At 37.3% G+C, this 20,167-nt stretch carries 20 protein-coding genes; 9 read left to right on the plus strand and 11 right to left on the minus strand.

Going from position 1 to position 20,167, the window contains the following annotated elements; genetic code table 11:
- Window positions 1-76: 76 nt before the first annotated feature.
- Entirely contained in the window at window positions 77-478 is a 402-nt protein-coding gene (locus L1275_RS07145; protein ID WP_253471271.1) for a thioesterase family protein, read from the minus strand.
- Window positions 479-657: 179 nt separating this feature from the next.
- On the opposite strand from L1275_RS07145, the gene dnaA reads away from it, so the two are divergent.
- The 4 genes from dnaA to L1275_RS07165 all read left to right on the plus strand — a co-directional run bounded on the left by dnaA (window position 658) and on the right by L1275_RS07165 (window position 5,094).
- Window positions 658-2,097, plus strand: coding sequence for a chromosomal replication initiator protein DnaA (gene dnaA, locus L1275_RS07150; RefSeq protein WP_253471273.1), 1,440 nt, complete (start codon window positions 658-660; stop codon window positions 2,095-2,097).
- On the plus strand, window positions 2,097-2,561 hold the full coding sequence (locus L1275_RS07155) for a low molecular weight protein-tyrosine-phosphatase (RefSeq protein WP_253471275.1): 465 nt from the start codon (window positions 2,097-2,099) through the stop codon (window positions 2,559-2,561). Before dnaA ends, L1275_RS07155 begins: the two co-directional genes overlap by 1 nt.
- Window positions 2,562-3,137: 576 nt before the next feature.
- Window positions 3,138-4,091 carry an alpha/beta hydrolase gene (locus L1275_RS07160; RefSeq protein WP_253471277.1) on the plus strand — a complete coding sequence of 318 codons (954 nt, stop codon included), beginning with the start codon at window positions 3,138-3,140 and terminating at the stop codon, window positions 4,089-4,091.
- Between the two features lie 277 nt (window positions 4,092-4,368).
- A complete protein-coding gene (locus L1275_RS07165) occupies window positions 4,369-5,094 on the plus strand; it encodes an SAM-dependent methyltransferase (RefSeq protein ID WP_253471279.1) in 726 nt (241 codons plus the stop codon).
- 1 nt (window position 5,095) lies between these two features.
- Here L1275_RS07165 and L1275_RS07170 read toward each other — a convergent pair whose 3' ends face one another.
- Complete coding sequence (locus tag L1275_RS07170; RefSeq protein ID WP_253471281.1) at window positions 5,096-5,398, minus strand: DUF6787 family protein; 303 nt, start codon at window positions 5,396-5,398, stop codon at window positions 5,096-5,098.
- 122 nt (window positions 5,399-5,520) lie between these two features.
- Window positions 5,521-6,546, minus strand: a complete 1,026-nt coding sequence (locus L1275_RS07175) for a low specificity L-threonine aldolase (RefSeq protein WP_253471283.1) — start codon at window positions 6,544-6,546, stop codon at window positions 5,521-5,523.
- Between the two features lie 48 nt (window positions 6,547-6,594).
- Between L1275_RS07175 and prfB the strand changes: the two genes are divergently transcribed.
- Together prfB and L1275_RS07185 are read left to right on the plus strand one after the other, a co-directional pair.
- Window positions 6,595-7,687, plus strand: a protein-coding gene (gene prfB, locus L1275_RS07180; RefSeq protein ID WP_253471284.1) for a peptide chain release factor 2 whose coding sequence is annotated in 2 segments (ribosomal slippage) — window positions 6,595-6,657 and window positions 6,659-7,687 — 1,092 coding nt in all. Because the reading frame shifts where the segments join, the coding sequence is not laid out codon by codon here.
- A gap of 118 nt (window positions 7,688-7,805) precedes the next feature.
- Window positions 7,806-8,729: an AraC family transcriptional regulator gene (locus L1275_RS07185; protein ID WP_253471285.1), complete on the plus strand. Its 924-nt coding sequence runs from the start codon at window positions 7,806-7,808 to the stop codon at window positions 8,727-8,729.
- Here L1275_RS07185 and L1275_RS07190 read toward each other — a convergent pair.
- The 4 genes from L1275_RS07190 to L1275_RS07205 all read right to left on the minus strand — a co-directional run bounded on the left by L1275_RS07190 (window position 8,726) and on the right by L1275_RS07205 (window position 12,515).
- Complete coding sequence (locus L1275_RS07190) at window positions 8,726-9,103, minus strand: DUF779 domain-containing protein (protein ID WP_253471286.1); 378 nt, start codon at window positions 9,101-9,103, stop codon at window positions 8,726-8,728. The genes L1275_RS07185 and L1275_RS07190 overlap by 4 nt on opposite strands.
- Before the next feature lie 58 nt (window positions 9,104-9,161).
- The gene (locus tag L1275_RS07195) at window positions 9,162-10,661 is read right to left on the minus strand and encodes an aldehyde dehydrogenase family protein (protein WP_253471287.1); all 1,500 of its coding nucleotides are present in this window, start codon (window positions 10,659-10,661) and stop codon (window positions 9,162-9,164) included.
- A gap of 114 nt (window positions 10,662-10,775) precedes the next feature.
- Window positions 10,776-11,855, minus strand: a complete 1,080-nt coding sequence (locus L1275_RS07200; protein WP_253471288.1) for an inorganic phosphate transporter — start codon at window positions 11,853-11,855, stop codon at window positions 10,776-10,778.
- 15 nt (window positions 11,856-11,870) lie between these two features.
- Window positions 11,871-12,515 (minus strand): DUF47 domain-containing protein, encoded by a 645-nt coding sequence (locus L1275_RS07205; protein WP_253471289.1) that lies wholly within the window; start codon window positions 12,513-12,515, stop codon window positions 11,871-11,873.
- 188 nt (window positions 12,516-12,703) lie between these two features.
- Here L1275_RS07205 and L1275_RS07210 point away from each other — a divergent pair, with 188 nt between their 5' ends.
- Complete coding sequence (locus tag L1275_RS07210) at window positions 12,704-14,332, plus strand: acyl-CoA carboxylase subunit beta (RefSeq protein ID WP_253471297.1); 1,629 nt, start codon at window positions 12,704-12,706, stop codon at window positions 14,330-14,332.
- Between the two features lie 426 nt (window positions 14,333-14,758).
- Entirely contained in the window at window positions 14,759-15,169 is a 411-nt protein-coding gene (locus tag L1275_RS07215) for a hypothetical protein (RefSeq protein ID WP_253471299.1), read from the plus strand.
- 258 nt (window positions 15,170-15,427) lie between these two features.
- On the opposite strand, the gene L1275_RS07220 is transcribed toward L1275_RS07215, so the two are convergent.
- The 4 genes from L1275_RS07220 to L1275_RS07235 form a co-directional block, all read right to left on the minus strand.
- Window positions 15,428-15,925, minus strand: coding sequence for a hypothetical protein (locus L1275_RS07220; RefSeq protein ID WP_253471301.1), 498 nt, complete (start codon window positions 15,923-15,925; stop codon window positions 15,428-15,430).
- Between the two features lie 38 nt (window positions 15,926-15,963).
- A complete protein-coding gene (locus tag L1275_RS07225; protein ID WP_253471303.1) occupies window positions 15,964-16,914 on the minus strand; it encodes an NAD(P)-dependent oxidoreductase in 951 nt (316 codons plus the stop codon).
- Window positions 16,914-17,978: a 3-phosphoserine/phosphohydroxythreonine transaminase gene (gene serC, locus L1275_RS07230; protein WP_253471305.1), complete on the minus strand. Its 1,065-nt coding sequence runs from the start codon at window positions 17,976-17,978 to the stop codon at window positions 16,914-16,916. The genes L1275_RS07225 and serC overlap by 1 nt, the downstream gene beginning before the upstream one ends.
- A 96-nt stretch (window positions 17,979-18,074) precedes the next feature.
- The gene (locus L1275_RS07235) at window positions 18,075-19,133 is read right to left on the minus strand and encodes an acyl-CoA reductase (protein WP_253471307.1); all 1,059 of its coding nucleotides are present in this window, start codon (window positions 19,131-19,133) and stop codon (window positions 18,075-18,077) included.
- A 76-nt stretch (window positions 19,134-19,209) separates the two neighbouring features.
- Between L1275_RS07235 and L1275_RS07240 the strand changes: the two genes are divergently transcribed.
- Window positions 19,210-19,560, plus strand: coding sequence for a 4Fe-4S dicluster domain-containing protein (locus L1275_RS07240; RefSeq protein ID WP_253471309.1), 351 nt, complete (start codon window positions 19,210-19,212; stop codon window positions 19,558-19,560).
- Window positions 19,561-20,167: the final 607 nt, after the last annotated feature.

The following is a 20,167-nucleotide window of genomic DNA, read 5'->3' on the forward strand; positions in this document are numbered from 1 at the left end:
TAAGGGCGCTGTAAGAACTACAACGGCTTTTATTTTTTTATAAAAATAAGCCTTTTTTTTCGTTTTTCAAGTCTCTTTACAAAGTACTTAATCGTTCGATTACAAAGGCTGGAGGAACAACGGGTTTCTTCGTTTTCATATCGACAAACACCAAAACAGAATTGCCTAATGTTAATAACTGTCCTTTCTCGTTTGTGATTTCATAATCAAATTCGATCTTGACAGTTGTCTGACTTTTAAAGATGGTACGCACCGTTAAGAGGTCATCATATAACGCCGGTTTTTTGTAATCCATCTTAAGGGATACCACGGGAAGCATCACCCCGGTCTCTTCAAGCTTTTTATAAGAAAGTCCAAGGTTTCTAAGCCATTCCACGCGTCCCATCTCAAAATACTGTGCGTAATTACCGTGATAAACAACTCCCATTTGATCGGTTTCTGCATAGCGAACTCGAACCTGAATTTCAAAGTTTTTCATATTATATTTATTATATTTGTTTTAGATGGAAATACTTTTATACTTACGTTTTTATTTTGAAAAATGCAATATGCAAACCATTTTTTTTTACAGAAAATTGTTCACATATTTGTCATCCCCAAAAGACGAAGTGTTTATTCCAAATACTATTATAAGTAACTTATTAATTATTCTAAACAATGCTCGATTATACAAACAAGACTGCACAATCTGTATGGACCAATTGTCTTCTTTTTATAAAAGACAACATTCAAGAGCAAGCTTTTAAAACCTGGTTTGAACCCATTAAAGCTATAGAACTTACGGAGAGCGCATTGTATATTCAAGTGCCTAGTAAATTCTTTTACGAATGGCTCGAGGAGCACTATGTCAAAATATTAAAAGTTGCCTTAATAAAAGAACTTGGATCTGGTGCAAAGTTATTGTATAAAATCCAAATGGAGAACACTATTGGGAATAAACAGCCGTATACGGAACAATTGCCTAGTGCACAAAGAGCTCCTGTTCGAACACAAGAACTCGATGTTCCAATTCAAAATAAAAATCCAGAATTAAAGAATCCATTTATCATACCGGGTATTCGCAATGTAAAAATCGAATCTCAGTTAAATGCCAATTATAGCTTTGATAATTTCTTAGAAGGTGATTCTAATCGTCTAGCGCGATCGGCAGGTTTAGCCGTAGCTAACAAACCTGGAGGAACCTCTTTTAATCCGTTAATGTTATTTGGTGGTGTCGGTTTGGGTAAAACCCACTTAGCACATGCCATTGGTGTAGAGATTAAAGAAATCCATCCGGAGAAAACAGTCTTATACATTTCCGCAGAAGTTTTTACACAACAATATGTTGACTCTGTTCGCAAGCAAACCAGAAATGATTTCATCTATTTCTATCAGCTTATTGACGTACTCATTGTCGATGACATTCAATTCTTATCTGGAAAAGCGGGAACACAAGATGTGTTTTTTCATATTTTCAATTATCTACACCAAAACGGAAAACAAGTTATTTTGACTTCCGACAAGGCACCTGTAGATATGCAAGACATTGAACAACGCTTGTTGTCTCGTTTTAAATGGGGACTATCCGCAGAAATACAACATCCTGACTTCGAAACACGTACCTCTATCTTAAAAGGTATATTGTATCGAGATGGTGTTGAAATGCCTAATGATATTGTAGAATATGTTGCCAAAAATGTAAAAACCAACGTTAGAGAACTGGAAGGTGCTATTATTTCTTTAATAGCTCAATCTTCGTTTAACAAGCGTGAAGTAACCATTGAATTGGCCAAGCAAGTTGTAGAAAAATTTGTAAAAAATGTAAAAAAGGAGGTTTCTATCGACTACATTCAAAAAGTCGTTTCCGATTACTTCTCTTTAGACATCGAAACCTTACGTTCCAAAACGCGTAAAAGGCATATTGTACAAGCGCGTCAATTAGCGATGTTTTTCGCTAAAAAATACACCAAAGCTTCTTTGGCAAATATTGGTTCACAAATTGGCGATCGCGATCACGCTACCGTATTACACGCTTGCAAAACCATCGATAACCTATTGGAAACCGACAAACAGTTCAAAAAATATCACGACGATATCAACAAAAAATTTAATATGTAATGAGTACGAAGATCCTTATGGTTTGTTTGGGTAATATTTGTAGATCTCCTCTTGCAGAGGGAATCCTTCAAGCTAAACTGCCTCAGGATTTATTTCAAGTAGACTCAGCAGGCACAGGAGATTGGCATGTGGGACAAAAACCAGATCATCGCTCTATCGCCATTGGTAAAAAATACCATATTGATTTAAGCAAACAGAAAGCGCGTCAATTTCATTTGAACGACTTTGAAAATTTTGATCACATCTACGTCATGGATCAATCCAATTACGCAAACGTAATCGCTATGGCCCCCGATCAAGCAGCTATTGATAAAGTTCAACTCATCCTAAACGAACACCCCAAAAGTAAATTATCCGAAGTACCGGACCCATATTTTGGTGGTGACGAAGGCTTTGAACACGTTTACCAATTGCTAGACGAAACTTGTGAGCTCCTAGCTAAAAAATTATTGGCTCAGCAGTAGACTTCATTTGATAGACTACTAGAAAGCTGTAAACAACAGCCCTATACAAAACAAAGACATTCCCAACAACAACCACAAGCGACTAAATCTAAACCGGTCTTTATAGGTAAAATACAAGCATACGATTGCACTACAAAATAACACTGCCAAAATAGGAATCCATAACAATTCAAACAGAGCTCCGACAACAGCATACTGATATAGACCAGACTCTTTAGAACTCCCCATCAACAAAAAAAACCAGAAACACTACATTATTTACGGCAACAAGCAGGTTTAAACTATTTTTTAAAGTAAATCTCTTTATTGGATCTAGACGATCTAACTCTATTTGCATATCTTATTATTATTTTATCGAAAACTCCCTTTAATTTTACTACGGTAAAACTTCCTACTCTTATTGAAACTATGCTTTTTTTCAACAGACAGCTACTGCGCTAGCTAACGAATATAGTAATAATACCTTAAATTTACATCGAGATAGAGTACTTAAGAAAACGCATGGTTATTAAGAGAATTCAGACGATGCTTTTATACTAAATTTTATACTCAAGCAACAAAAACAAAATAAAGCATATGAATTACGATAGAATCAATCCTGAGTTAGCGCAAAGTTTAAAAAACAATCCTTGGCTGGAAATCCCTTACGCTACATTATTAGAAAATAACCCTCAGCAAATTAGAAACCTTGAAGCAAGCTTAGCTAAACAGGAATCCACTCCAAAATTACCAGAAGGGCTTACGGTAGAAAATATATTTATCCCAGGATTGACAACTGCAGATCCTTTGGTGCGCTTGCGCATTTACAAAGAAACGGACTCAACAAACAAACCGGTTTTACTATACTTTCACGGAGGAGGTTTTATTTTTGGAAACCCGGAACAATCCGACGAACTTTTTTACCATTTAGTACCGGACAGTGGCTATACGGTTGTTTCCGTAGCCTATCGATTGGCTCCAGAATCTCCATTTCCCGCCGCCATAGAAGACGGTTATGCAGCATTATTATGGTTAGCCAATCACGGCACCGAAATTGGAATTGATCCGCAAAAAATTATTGTTGGAGGCAGAAGTGCTGGTGGTGCATTAGCCACTGCATTGACACATATGGCTCGAGATAAAAAAGGACCTCAGATCCATTTTCAAATATTGAGTTACCCCGTAACTGACTACAGCTGCTCCAGTCCATCTATGTTAGAATTTACCGACAGCCCAATTTGGGACTATTCCAGCGCAAAAAGCTCTTGGAAACTGTATCTCGAGGATCACAACCTACCGGTATCACCTTATGCTAGCCCACTTTCAGCAAAGGATTTTTCCAATCTCCCTCCCGCCTTTATCATGGCCTGCGAATTGGATCCACTACGCGACGAAGCCATCGATTATGCACAAAAATTAATGCAGGCAGCGGTAGCCGTTGAACTACTGGTAATTCCAGGTGCCATCCATGTTTTCGACGTATTCCCATCGAGCTTAAGCGATCAATACTACCAAACCCAATTGAGAATACTATCAAGTATCTTTAAATAAGCAATTCTAAAAGCAACTTGACTGCATACAGTAGATAAAAAGGAATACATACAAACAGTATACAAAACACCTGTTAAACCTACTTAATCAGAGCACAACAAAACAAAAGGCGCAGCAGCCATTGATACAAAATATATACAAAGCACATACAAAGAACTCTCAACGGCATTTAATAGGGATTCAACATCGATAGTTTCCAGTAATCGTTTTATATTTTACACTCCTACTGACTCTAAGGTTTTGATAAATAATTAGTAAATTTGAAAAAAAATAATTTATGGACATTTCATCGTCATTAGGTAAACTATACTTAATTCCAATCACCTTAGGAGACGATACTCCACCAGACGAGGTATTGCCTCAAACCGTTAAACGCGCCATAGAGTTGATCGATATTTTCGTTGTTGAAAACGAAAAAGTGGCCCGTAGATTTATAAAGGCTATTTGTCCGTCAAAGGTGCAAGCGGACTTAATCTTATTTCCATTAAACAAACACACTGAGGCAAGTAGCCATTACCAATATATACAACCGCTTTTAGAAGGCAAAAACGTAGGTCTTATGAGTGATGCTGGATGTCCAGGAGTTGCTGATCCGGGTGCTGTTATAGTCAAAATTGCACACGAAAAAAACATTCCGGTAATTCCTTTGGTTGGACCTTCTTCGATACTATTATCACTGATGGCTTCGGGTATGAATGGTCAAAGTTTTGCCTTTAACGGATATCTACCTATTGATAAATCGGAGAAAAAAGCCACATTAAAAACTTTAGAACGCATCTCTTCTGAAAGAGACCAATCGCAACTGTTTATTGAAACACCTTATAGAAACAATCAGATTGTAGAAGAAATGATTGCAGCCTTACATCCGCAAACGCAACTGTGCATTGCTTGCGACATCACTTTGCCAACCGAGTATATCAAGACAAAGTCGATCGCAGAGTGGAAAAAACACAAGGTCGATTTACACAAGCGACCGTGTATTTTCATTATACACAAAAAATAACTTAGCGGTATAAAAAACTAAAGCCCATTCTTTGAAGCATTTTTTTAACGAAATTCCAAAAGAATAAACGTTGCCCAAAAACGGTTCCAAAGAACAATAATAGAAGTTTATAAACAGGTAGGATTAAAACGATACGCAAAAACCAATATAAAAATGGATTCATCGCTTCTCTAGAGATACCGAGAAAATCCAGAATGGGTTTAGTAACCCAAGAAGCTGTAGAGCCGGTTATAGCAAAAACTATAAAAATAACTACAATTTGAAAATTAGAATCGATTCCCCAGCGTTGTTTTAACTTTTCCATATTTATATTAATTCTAAACAAAACTACAAATATTTCCGATTCCAAAAAAATCAGAATTGTTAATTCTGTGTTTTAATACAATCTAAATAAAAATGCCACTCTTGGGAGTGGCATTTTTAATTCTAAATATCTAAGTTGGTGAGGGTTTCCATTACATATTCATGCATGACTTCTCGATAATCCATATGCGTAACCATTCGCAACAAACCGTTGCCCATAGTACTGATCAAAATATTTTTATTTTTTAATCGCTCCATTAAAACCGTTGGACTATATCCCTCTTTTAAATTAAAGACGACTATATTGGTTTGAACGGGTTCAACGTGTTTAACCCAGCCCTTCTTAAGCAATAGCAACTCCAATTGTTTTGCTCTATAATGATCGCGCTGTAAACGGCTTACATTGTTTTTTAAAGCAAATAATCCTGCCGCAGCCATAAAGCCGGTTTGACGCATACCACCACCAAAAAGCTTACGCAAACGAGTTGCTTTTTGGATATCTTGTTTAGATCCCAGAAGAACAGATCCCATCGGTGCACCTAATCCCTTAGATAAACAAACGGATATCGTATCAAACAGTTCACCGAATTGTCTTGGATGCAATTGTTTTGCAACTAATGCATTCCATAAGCGAGCACCGTCTAAATGAAACTTCATACCGGTTTCGTCGCACACTTGTTTGATTTTAACCAATTCGTTGATATCATAACAAGCACCGCCTCCTTTATTGGTCGTGTTTTCCACACAAACCAGGGTAGTTGCAGCATAATGAACATTAGAATCGTCTGTATAGGCTTCTCTAACTTGTTCCGCTGTAATTCTACCTCTATTTCCCGGCAGTAAAGTACAGGCAACTCCACTGTGAAAAGCCGGTCCGCCGGATTCAAAAGCGTAAACATGCGAATCTTTATCGCAAATTAATCTCTCGCCAGAATTGGTATGCAACTTGATGGCAACTTGATTGGCCATAGTACCTGAAGGAAAGAACAAAGCCGCCTCCATACCAAACAAATCCGCAACCGTTTTTTCTAATTCATTGGTACTTTCGTCCAATTTATAAACATCATCACCCACTCTTGCCTTCATCATGTATTCAACCATTTCAGGGCTTGGTTTGGTAATGGTATCGCTAACTAAATTAATTTCCATATTTCAAAAAGGAATAACTATTTTTGTGGCTATAAAAGTACTGAAATTATGATAAACACCGAACATGTAAAGAATATTATTGACCGGCTTGGTGCCTTAAGACGATATCTTTGACGTCGATCAGAAATTAATTGAAATAGCCAACGAAGAAGAGAAGACTTTTGCTCCTGATTTTTGGAATCACCCTAAGGAAGCGGAGATACTCGTAAAAAATTTGCGTTCCAAAAAGAAATGGGTTGAAGGTTATCAGGCAGCTCAAAACAGCTTAGAGGAATTGCAGGTGCTTTTGGATTTTTATGCCTCAGGCGATGTCGATGAATCCGAGGTTACGGAACATTATCAAGAAACCATAGCCATCATAGAAGACCTCGAATTTAAAAACATGCTTTCAGATGAAGGTGACAGCCTTAGTGCAGTCATCCAAATCACCGCTGGTGCCGGTGGTACCGAAAGTTGTGACTGGGCTGCTATGTTGATGCGAATGTATATGATGTGGGCAGAAAAAAGCGGTTATAAAATCAAAGAGCTCAACTTTCAAGAAGGTGAGGTTACGGGCGTTAAAACAGTGACTTTAGAGTTTGAAGGGGAATATGCCTTCGGTTACTTGAAAGGAGAGAATGGTGTACATCGATTAGTGCGTATCTCCCCTTTTGACAGCAATGCCAAAAGACATACTTCCTTTGCATCGGTCTATGTATATCCGCTAGCAGACGATACGATTGAGATTGATATTAGTGCCTCGGACATATCGTGGGAAACCATGCGTTCTAGTGGAGCTGGAGGACAAAATGTGAACAAGGTCGAGACCGCTGTTCGATTGCGTCACCACCCTACTGGTATTATCATTGAAAATTCGGAAACCCGTTCTCAATTAGATAATAAAAATAAAGCCATGCAATTGCTGAAATCTCAATTGTATGAAATCGAATTAAAGAAACGTCAAGCCAAACGAGACGAAATTGAAGCCAATAAGAAAAAAATCGAATGGGGCTCGCAAATTAGAAATTATGTCATGCATCCTTACAAATTAGTAAAAGATGTTCGCACACAACACGAATCAACCGATATTGATGCTGTAATGAACGGCGAAATTGACAATTTCTTAAAAGCCTACCTGATGATGATGGGGCAAAAAGATTAAATTCAAAAGCTACTTGTCGAATGACAAGTAGCTTTTTCTTTTTAGTATACTGGTTTTAACATAATTATAAAACTATTTCAAAAAACATTTAGTAAATTCATCTTCCAAAGATTTTAAGATGAATTTTAATAGCTTCCCTTTATTCTCGAATATTTTTCAACATTCAAAAATAAATCATGAATTTGTTGAGAGTCACTCCATTTGGAAAACAGAAACTTGTGAGATTTTTTTTACAGAAATTCACGAACCAATGTATCAGATACCCGTTGCCTTTTCCAATCCGGTCTTTTCCAATATCATCAACGGACAAAAGCTCATTGAAATCGATCCACAAAACTCTTTTCTCTTCAATAAAAATCAAACTTTATTACTGCCAAAGAACAGCCATCTTAAAATCGATTTTCCCGAAGCCACTACAAAACAGCCCACACAGTGCACAAGCATATCGATTAACCCTGATTTTCTGATGAAAAGGGCAGAAATTTTAAATGAAAAAGCCCCCAAATTAAATAGCGAATGGAATCTCAATATTCAAGAATTATCTTTGCTTAACAGCAACAAAATCAATCAAATTTTTCGTCGCATCACACGCGACTTACTCCATCCAAAAAAAATAATTACAGAAAATTGGGAGGAATCACAGCTCGACACGCTTTTGATCGCGATCATGCAACAACAAAACAGAGAACTTCCGAATCTCAAATCGCAAAAAACACCATCGATCATACAGTCTCTAGTTTCTTTTATCAGGGAAAATCCAGAAAAAACAGGCAATCTAGATCAATTATGTAATCAGGCATGTATGAGTCCTTCGACTTTATATCGTTATTTCAAAAGAGAATTGGGAATCAGTCCGATCGAATTTATCATCGAACAAAAAATATCTAAAGCAAAAAACATTTTGTCTTCATCCTTGATTCCCATCAAAGAGGTTAGTTACCTCAGTGGGTTCGAAGACAGCAATTACTTTATTCGTTTATTTAAAAAACACGAAGGCATCACACCAAAACAATACCAACAATCACTTGTGAAGGAGTGTTAGCTTTCTATTGCAATGAGTGGTTCCAACTGAGTTTCTTCTTCAGGGGTATAGATGCGGTATACTATCTTAAACGTCTTTCCCAACGGTACTTCTAAAGAAAAACCACCTGTCCCATAGCCTTCCACGACATCGAGTGTATAATGGGCATGCTTCCAATATTCAAACAGATCCTTATCCATCCAAAATTCAACACCGCCAACATGTCCGACACAGACATCGCCAAGTCGTTTGAGAATTCCATCTTTATGCAAACACAAAGGTTGGGTTCCTTCACAGCATCCACCGGCTTGATAAAACATCAAATCACCGTGCAAACCCTGTAATTCTTTAATTAATTCCATTGCGGCATCAGTCGCTTCAATTCGTTTTATCATCGTGTCATTGGATTAAAAAAAGAGCTGCCTAAAAAATTAAGCAGCTCCACAATCAACATTAAAAAAGTCCTTGTTTGTTTTTATCGTAGGATATCAACATATTTTTTACTTGGCGGTAGTGATTCAACATCATTTTGTGGTTCTCACGACCGAATCCAGATTGTTTATATCCTCCAAAAGGAGCACCTGCTGGATAGGAGTGATATTGGTTAATCCACACTCTACCTGCTTGTATCGCTCTAGGAACTTGATAGATCTCATGTGCGTCACGAGTCCACACACCAGCTCCAAGTCCATAGATGGTATCGTTGGCAATCTCAATAGCCTCTTCCGTGGTTTTAAAAGTCGTTACAGCCAATACGGGTCCGAAAATTTCCTCTTGGAAAATTCTCATCTTATTATGTCCTTTAAAGATGGTTGGCTTGATATAATACCCGCCATCCAATCCCGGAATGGAATTGGCTTCTCCTCCGGTTAAGAGTTCCGCGCCTTCTTCTTTCCCCAATTTGATATAAGCCAATATTTTTTCGTACTGTACTTTAGAAGCCTGAGCCCCCATCATGGTAGTACTATCTAACGGATTACCAAATTTAATAGCTTCGGTACGTTCAATGACCTTTGCTATAAACTTATCATAAATCGATTCGTGCACCAATAATCGCGAAGGACAGGTACAAACTTCCCCTTGATTAAAAGCAAATAATACTGCTCCTTCAACGGCTTTGTCAAAAAATGCATCATCGTGATCGGCTACAGATGGGAAAAAGATATTTGGAGATTTTCCTCCCAATTCCAAAGTAACAGGAATCACATTCTCAGAAGCATATTGCATAATCATTCTTCCCGTAGCGGTAGAACCCGTAAAAGCAGCTTTGGAAACCTTCGGATGCGCCACTAAATGACGTCCCATCTCTGCTCCAAAACCATTGATTACGTTTAATACTCCAGGAGGCAATAACGATCCGATCAATTCCATAACAATTAGAATAGAGATTGGCGTGCTCTCGGCAGGTTTTAATACGATTGTATTACCTGCGGCTAAGGCCGGAGCTAACTTCCAAAATGCCATCAATAAAGGAAAGTTCCAAGGAATAATCTGCGCGATAACACCTAAAGGTTCTTCCAGTGCAATGGAAACCGTATTTTCATCCAGCTCTGTAATTGAACTTTCTTCCGAACGGATCACAGAGGCAAAATACCTTAAGTGATCAATCGCCAAAGGCACATCGGCACCCATAGTTTCTCGTATTGCTTTTCCATTATCTATAGTCTCTACTGCGGCTAAATACTCCAGGTTATCTTCCATAACCTTGGCTATTTGATGCAAAAGTGCGCTACGATCTTTTGAAGATACTTTACTCCAAGTTTTAAATGCTTTATCAGCAGCTTCAACTGCTTTATCTATATCTTCCTTACCGGAATGAGCCGCTTGAGAAAATACCTTCCCATCAACAGGCGAAATGACATCAAAGTATTTACCACTAACAGGAGCAACGAAAGCTCCATTGATATAATTGTCGTATTTCGCTTTAAAATGGGGTTTTTGAATAGTACTCATAGGGGATAAATTTTTTAGTTCTATCCCAAATCTAATCATTCAAAAATCAAACGAATAGCATTATTCATTCAAAAAAAAAAAACAACTCCGAAAGAAGTTGTTTTTTTTATATTGTTATAGGAAGATTGTCAATACATAATAAACCCCCATAGCTATTAAAGCCGAAACGGGTATGGTTAAAACCCAAGCCCAAAGAAGACTGATGGTTATCCCCCATCGAACCGCTGAGATTCGTTTGGTGATTCCTACACCGATAATCGAACCTGTAATCGTATGTGTTGTTGAAACTGGTATTCCCAAATGCTCGGTAACATACAAGGTAATTGCACCTGCGGTTTCCGCAGCTACCCCTTCTAAAGGTGTCACTTTAGTAATTTTAGTTCCCATGGTTTTTACAATTTTCCAACCTCCTGAAAGTGTTCCCAAAGCAATTACAACAAAGGAAGCCAAAGGTACCCAATACCAATCATCTACGAAATGAGAAAATCGATCTGCACTTTCTAAACTCGTATAGGCTACATCTTGAATATTCATGTGGTAACAAATAACAGCAGCACCAATAATACCCATTACTTTCTGAGCATCATTACCACCATGTCCCAAACTGAACAAGGCAGAAGAAACCAATTGCAATTTCTTAAACCATTTTTCAGCTCTATGCGGATTGGCTCGCTTACAGATATGCATAATCAAAACCGTAATAAAATAGGCAACGATCATACCTATAAAAGGAGCACCGAATATAAACAGAAAAGTAGGTATTACTTTTACATAGTTAATTACATCGATTTCTTGTCCATCAAAAATGGCCGAAAAAGCACCAGCATGGGCTAAAGCAGCACCAATAAATCCACCGAGTAAAGTATGCGATGACGAAGATGGAATTCCCATTTTCCAGGTCAATAAATTCCAAATAATTGCAGCAACAAGTCCAGCCAATATGACTTCTAAAGTAATAAAGTGCTCGTTGACCGATTTGGCAATCGTATTTCCAATTTTAAATTCCCCAATAAGATATTTGGAAATAAAATAGGCCACAAAGTTAAAGGCTGCGGCCCAAAGTACCGCTTGAAAAGGTGTTAAAACCTTCGTTGCAACAATAGTTGCTATGGAATTGGCTGCGTCGTGAAATCCGTTGATATAATCAAATACCAAAGCCAATCCTATAATAATAATCAATATAGTAAAATCCATGAAGCCTTGGTTTGATTAAGAGTATTTCACAGTAATGGTTTCCAAAACTTTGGCTACCTGCTTACATTTATCCGAAGCCGCTTCTAAGGCCGATAAAACCTCTTTGTATTTAATGATGTTTTTGGCATCTGTTTCATTTTCGAATAGATCTGCGACCGCTTTATCAAAAATTTTGTCCGCTTTTGCTTCCAATTTATTGATCACACGACAACACTCTGAAATGGTATCCAGATTTTTCATGCCTTTTAACTCGTAAATAGCAATACCGATTTGCTTACAAGTTTCGACATTGACTTCAGTCAACTTACGAATGGATTTGGTGATTTTATCCACTTGATACAAACGCATACGACTTGCAGCATCATTCATGAAATCTGCGACATCATCAATAGCAGTGATCAGGGAATGAATATCCTCGCGATCAAATGGAGTGATAAAATTCTTACTTAATTCAATTCGGATGTTTTGAACGATATTTTCAATATCGTTTTCTATGGTCTCTACTGTCTTAAAATATTCTTCCCTTTCTTTACTTGGCAAATTGATCGCCTCATGGAGGGTTTCTGATAATAGGATTAACTTATTCGTGGCTTGTTCAAACAAGGGATAAAACTTTTTATCCTTCGGAACTAAAAATTGAAAAATTGAATTGAGTGTCATATTCATCTATTAGGCGCGCAAAAGTAAGGATAAAAAACACACCTAATGTTTCCTTAAGATTAACTTTTCAAAATATTTCTGTTATCTCTGCAATTATAAGCTGAATGGATACTCTTTTAATTATAAAGGTTTTTGTATTTTAGCACTCAAGAATTAGAAACTAACAATCAAAAAAAGGCCTATATAATATGGATATTAACTTCAATAAAAATGAAGACCACAACAAGTTACTTTTATCTGATTTAAAACGTCAGTATGCCAAAGTAAAACTAGGTGGTGGTGAGAAGAGAATTGAAAAACTGCATCAACAGGGAAAATTAACAGCAAGAGAACGAATAGATTACCTTCTAGATATCGATGCTAAGGCTATTGAGATCGGAGCATTCGTAGGAGATGGAATGTATGAAGAGCACGGTGGATGTCCTTCTGGTGGTGTGGTAGTTAAAATCGGTTATATACAAGGGAAACAATGTATCGTTGTTGCCAACGATGCCACTGTAAAAGCAGGAGCTTGGTTTCCAATTACAGCAAAAAAGAATTTGCGTGCGCAAGAAATTGCCATGGAAAATCGCTTACCTATCATCTATTTAGTAGATAGCGCCGGAGTTTATCTACCCTTACAAGATGAAATTTTCCCAGATAAGGAACATTTTGGTAGGATTTTCAGAAATAATGCCCTAATGAGCAGTATGGGAATCACTCAAATTGCAGCAGTGATGGGAAGTTGTGTTGCAGGAGGAGCCTATTTACCGATTATGAGTGATGAAGCCTTAATCGTAGATAAAACCGGAAGTATTTTCCTTGCGGGAAGTTACTTGGTTAAAGCGGCGATCGGTGAAAATATCGATAACGAAACCTTAGGTGGAGCAACTACACATTGCGAAATTTCTGGTGTTACCGATTATAAATCCAAAGATGATAAAGATGCTTTGGATACCATTAAAAACATTATCGGAAAAATTGGCGACTATACTAAAGCGGGATATAATCGCGTAAAATCAGTAAAACCAGCTTTAGATCCGAACGACATCTATGGAATCTTACCAAAAGCAAGAACGGAACAATACGATATGATGGAGATCATCAAACGTTTGGTTGACGAATCTGATTTTGAAGAGTATAAAGCCGGTTATGGGCAAAGCATCATCACGGGTTATGCCCGAATCGACGGTTGGGCCGTAGGTATTGTAGCGAATCAAAGAAAAGTGGTTAAAACCAAAAAAGGTGAAATGCAATTTGGAGGAGTAATTTATTCCGACAGCGCAGACAAAGCAACGCGTTTTATCGCCAATTGCAATCAAAAGAAAATACCTCTAGTATTCGTGCAAGACGTTACTGGATTTATGGTAGGCTCTAAATCGGAGCACGGTGGAATCATAAAAGATGGAGCTAAAATGGTGAATGCTGTTAGTAATTCCGTTGTTCCGAAATTCACTGTTATCGTGGGTAACTCTTATGGAGCAGGTAACTATGCGATGTGTGGAAAAGCTTATGATCCAAGGTTAATCTTTGCCTGGCCAAGTGCTGAATTAGCGGTGATGGGAGGTTCACAAGCAGCCAAAGTGCTCTTGCAAATCGAAGCCTCTTCTCTAAAAGCTAAAGGTGAAGAAATTACTGCAGAAAAAGAAACGGAAATGTTTAATAAGATTAAAGCGCGATACGACAAACAAGTATCTCCATACTACGCAGCTTCAAGATTATGGACCGATGCGATTATCGATCCGCTTGATACGCGTACTTGGATTTCAATGGGTATCGAAGCGGCAGATCACGCTCCTATTGAAAGACAATTCAACTTAGGCGTTATACAAGTCTGATTTAAAAAATCTCGTAATGAAATAAGTGTATAGAGATTGACAGCAACAATTTCAAATCCTTAAAGCAGTAATAAATTTCGATTTATTACTGCTTTTTTCTTATATATACTTGCCGAAGATCTTCTAAAAGCCAATAAAATAACGGTTAGCGCGTTAGTTCTTTGACAATACTAAATTTTTAATTTATGTTACTAAAAAAACAGTCAATATCTTTTTTATCTCATCTAAAGTAGAATATTTTTTACCCAGATAAACCCACTGTGCATCTACAAACAAGTCAGCAAACTCCTAGCTAAAACAAAAACCAAACACTAATTAAGTACAAATAACACACCTAACAAAAGACATAAACAGATTTTAATAAACAAAAATTGAGTATTTAACAAAATTTTCATATATTTAACATACTAACAAAACAATAATATTATGAAAAAAATTATCGCAATGAGCCTAATGGCTCTGATTTCAATGACTATGTTAGCAGGAAACATAGAAAAAGGTAAAGAACCGATTAACAGTACCGTCAAAGTAAACGAAGTAAGCGACAACCAAATCGTCAAAAAGAAGTGCTATAAGCATCGAGTTTTGCGACAACTAATATTCCCAACTGGAGCTAGTCAGCCTATGGTACAGATTCATGAGGAATATGGACGTTACACCGAACAGGAAGCTATCGCGAGACAAAATGACCTACGTATGCAATACTTTGACCATACTGACGGATATGGCAACCAACATATTTACCTAACTGGATATAGTACTGTCCATGTCTCTATGTGCATAAACAAAGTCCTGGACCCCAATATAGATAAAGATATAACTATAGCTAGACCTTAATTCTAGTTAACGTAGCAACTATCCAATACTACCTAGTCGATAAAAGACTCTAATTAAGCCAGGTATTAAAACGCCAATTTGTATTTAATAAAAATGACTTAGATAATTTAATCTAAGTCATTTTTTATTTGAGCTATCAACCATCTTGAATAAAACCAACCATAGGCGTAAAAAAAAAGAACGGAAATTTGAAATCCGTTCCTTTTATATAATTTTGCACTAAAAGACTTTTAATACCATAATGTAAATACTTCTCGACTAAAACAGCCCTTTTAAAGCAGACATCGCATCATCTAACCCTACTTTACCATCTTTGTTTTGATCCAATCCCATACCACCTAAAGCATCCATGATACCCCCTGCAGAACCGGAACCTCCAGAAAAAGCACCCAACAAATCCGTTATAGAGAAATTGGAATCTTTTAATTTAGAAACCAACATCGCCAAGGCCTGTGGCACTACAGAGCTTGCAAAATTATTGGCAACTCCAGAGTCTATTCCTAACTTGCCCGAAAGAGTTCCCACTAAATTAGACACTATAGAAGTCACCGCTCCATTAGAAGCAATGTCCCCAGAACCCTGAAACAGGTCCGTCAGTTGACTAATATTCCCATTGCTCACCGAATCCTTTAGACCCGATATGATTGATGAACCTGTTGCTTGCGCAACTGATGATGTCAACTCGGAAGATATTCCTTGTGCACCAGCTTCCTTTGAACTTACTTGCTCAATGATTTGTTGAATTTGTTCTAACATAATTTGTTGTTTTAAAGACTAAACTAAGTTAGTTAAAATCATCTACATTCGGCGAATAATTCACGTATTTCGTTCCAAATTTGCTCCTCAATATCACCAGATGCACTATTTACATTAGGAGACAAAGAAATAGCAGGTTGCATCAATACCTGAATAGCCGGATTAGGCTCCTCTTCAAAACGGTCTAAACCGGCAAATAAAAGCTGCTCGTCATTCAGTAAATCTACTAAATCAACTTCATTTACAGCTTCCGGATAAGCGCAATTGATTACCCCCAATAGGTTTTTAGCTAATTCAAATCGATCCTTTCTTAAAATATAACGTTCGAATTGCGAAGTATGCACCGTTAAAAAATGTGCTTCCTCAATCACCGATTCCAAACTTTGTGATTCCAAATTCAATTGAAAAGACACTCCATTCATTAGCGCTACCTTTTTGGATAGCAAGGTCTTCACGTCATCATAGTAAATCACGCGCATTCCAAGTCCAATCGCCTTTTGAGTGACTAACTCTCCAGCGATATTCATACCGATTATCCCAAGGGTCTTACCCGCTAATTCTACACCATTAGAATAAGCCTTTTGCAGTGATTTAAAATTCACCTCCCCTTCTAACGGCATATTTCTATTGGCTTCTTGCAACAATCTGCTGCCCGTTAGCAAATGTGCAAAAACCATTTCTGCGGTAGCGTTTGCCAACGCCTTTTCTGCCCATAATACCTGAATACCGTTTTTGATGGCATAATCGATATACTCCAAATCAATTCGAGTATCCGCTATAAGTATGTATTTCAACGTCGTACTGGAATCTATCAGTGATCTCGTGATTTTCCTAGCTTGCTGTATTACTAAAACTTCAATATTATGCGTATTGATATAATTGGCTAACTGCTCTTGTGCTACCTTAACTTGAATGATTTCAAAACCACGTGTTTTCAAATCGCTCTCAATAAAAGCAGGGAGCGCTTCATTGACTAATATTTTCATCATTATGATTTATGTTTAACTTGTTCTAGTACCTGAACCAAAACCTCGACACTTTCAATAGGCAATGCATTGTATAAGGATGCTCTATACCCTCCTACACTTCGATGCCCTTGGATGTTGACAATATTTGCATCACGGCAATAGATATCGAACAACTCCTTTAACCCGGCTGCTTCAAAATCAAATGTGACATTCATCTTAGAACGGTACTTTTGATCTGCAATACCCTTAATATAATCCAATCCATCAATTGTGCGGTACAACAACGATGCCTTTTCATTATTCATGCGTTCTATAACTTCAATACCGCCTAAGTCATTCAACCATCTCAAATTTAACAAACACGCATATACTCCAAACACATTTGCCGTATGGTATAAATTACCGTGGTTGATATGTTGCTGATAATCCATGATACTCGGAATAGCTCGAGTTGTCTTTCCCAATATTTCATTCTTAACAACTACCAAACTCAATCCCGCAGGACCAATGTTTTTTTGAACCCCTGCATAAATTAAGTCAAACTGGCTAAAATCCAATTTTCTTGAAAAAATATCAGAACTCATATCGCATACCAAAGGAATCTCAACTTGTGGAATTTCTACAAATTGAGTTCCATATATCGTATTATTTGAAGTGAAATGTAAATAATCAAGGTGAGTACCCAGCTCGTAGTCAGACGGAATATAAGTATAGTTTCTGTCGCGTGATGAGGCGACTTCTACCACCTCGCCAAGACCTTTAGCTTCTTTTATCGCTTTCGATGACCAAGTACCGGTATCGATATAGGCCGCTTTTGTTTGCAGTAGATTAAGGGGAACTCGCAAAAACTCCATACTCGCACTTCCTTGTAAAAACAAAGCTGTGTATTGAGTTGCATCTAAACTCAGCAACTTCAGCACTAATTGTCTCGCTTCTTCCAAAATAGCTATAAATTCACTACTGCGGTGCGAGATTTCCAAAATAGAGAGTCCCGAATTTTGATAATTCAAAACTGCTTCTGAAGCTTGCTGATATACCGTTGCGGGTAAAACACAAGGGCCTGCGCTAAAATTATGTATTTTCATATATCCCTTTACTATTTAACATTAGCATTCCACAATACCTAGAGAAATACTCTCGGCGTCTATAGACAAATATCACCTTATAAGTGAATTTATAAATTATAATTTCAATAAGAAATCCAAAGTATCCACGCCATCTGCATAATCTGCTAAGCTAGGAAATTGCGTTTGACCAAATGAAATAGAACCTTCAACTATACCATTAGATACCACACATTGAATTTTTTCACGCTGAAGGACCAATTCCTTTTGTAAATCATCAACAGCCTCATAGTATTCATAAAACACCGATGAAATAGGTGATGCAAAAGAGCTGTCTTCCTTAATCGTTAGAAAGCCATTGTCCAACAACTTAAAATTACTCATCAAAAAAACCGCTTTATTGTAGTCGTAATTATTAGAGTATTTTTCATAATGTATCACATCTTGAAATTCAAACATCGCTTCAAAAAAGGCGTCAAAGTTATATCCCTTAGGAACCCATAACTTTGACACATTGCGACATCCCAATCCGAAATAGGTAAAAATATCGTGCCCCAAAGCAATCAAATCTTCTTTGGTTTCCAAACCGTCTAAAATGGCAACTGAATTGCGGTTTTTACGAATAATATTTGGAACCTTATCAAAATAATATTCAAAGTAACGCGAAGTATTATTACTACCCGTGGCAATCACAGCATCAAAATTTTCTAAACGTTCAGTTACAAATTGAATACGATCGTTGAATCGCGGTTCGATATGAATTAAATAATCAGCTAAGATTGGCAATAATTTTTGATCATTCGACGACATCTTAACCATTACCTTATTTCCGGAAATCAATACGGATAAGAAATCGTGAAAGCCCACCAATGGAATATTACCTGCCAAAATCAATCCTACATTCTTTAAAGGTTCCCTGCTAAAATCGTAAACCGAGGTCCACTGATTCAGTTCTTCCATCGTCAATGCACTACTCCAAGACTTCATAGCAATCAGCATCTGATCTATGGTAAACCATCCGTTGTAATGAACTGCTGATTCCATAGCCTCGGCGAAACGCGTATAAAAGATATCATTTCCCACAACATCCTCTTCCTTGATAAAATCAGGCTGTGAAAATTGTCTAATAAAATGACCTAAAGCTGTAAACGCAATTTTTTTATCTTCTAAAATCATATTGATTTGTTTGTGAATTGTTTTGGGTGTATTTTTGTAACAAAGTTACATATAATAAATATAAAAGATATAAGCTATGGCAATCATAATAACTGACGAATGCATCAACTGCGGTGCATGCGAACCAGAGTGTCCAAATACAGCGATATACGAAGGGGCAGATGATTGGAGATATAAAGATGGTACCCGTCTTTCTGGAAAAATCGTTTTACCCGATGGAACCGAAGTAGATGCAGATGCTGCCCAAGATCCCATCTCAGATGATTTATACTACATAGTACCTGGTAAATGTACCGAATGTAAAGGATTTCACGAAGAACCACAATGTGCAGCTGTTTGTCCAGTCGATTGCTGTGTTCCTGATGATAATCATGTCGAAAGCGAAGAAGTCTTATTACAAAGACAAGCTTTCTTACACGATGAGTAAATAACAAAAACCAGACCTTGAGTCTGGTTTTTTATTTATTCGATTTTCGTAAATCGATATTCGACAAAAATGATACCTCATTTTTTATAATCATATCACCCCTACGGGGTTATACGAAAACAACAAAACAATTTTCACAATCATGTCACCCCGATGAGGTTGTACGAAAACGAAACATTATCTACAATTATGTCACCCCTATGGGGTTGTACGAAACAACACATCATCTACAATTATGTCACCCCTACGGGGTTGTACGAAACAACACATCAATTTATACAATTATGTCACCCCTGCGGGGTTATACGAAACAACACATCATCTACAATTATGTCACCCCTGCGGGGTTGTACGAAACAACACATCAATTTATACAATTATGTCACCCCTATGGGGTTGCATGAAAACGATACATTATCTACAATTATGTCACCCCTACGGGGTTCTAAGAAAACAAAACATCATTTTCAAATATCGCATTAACGAAACCCTTTTGGTTTATCACAAACCCTGTAACGTATAATCGCTATAAAAAGACAAACACATTAAAAACTCGTGAGTCGATGTTCGAAAATCGGGATTCGACTATCGAAAATCGAATCACGAA

Source organism: Flavobacterium sp. HSC-61S13, assembly GCF_024171535.1.
GTDB lineage: Bacteria > Bacteroidota > Bacteroidia > Flavobacteriales > Flavobacteriaceae > Flavobacterium.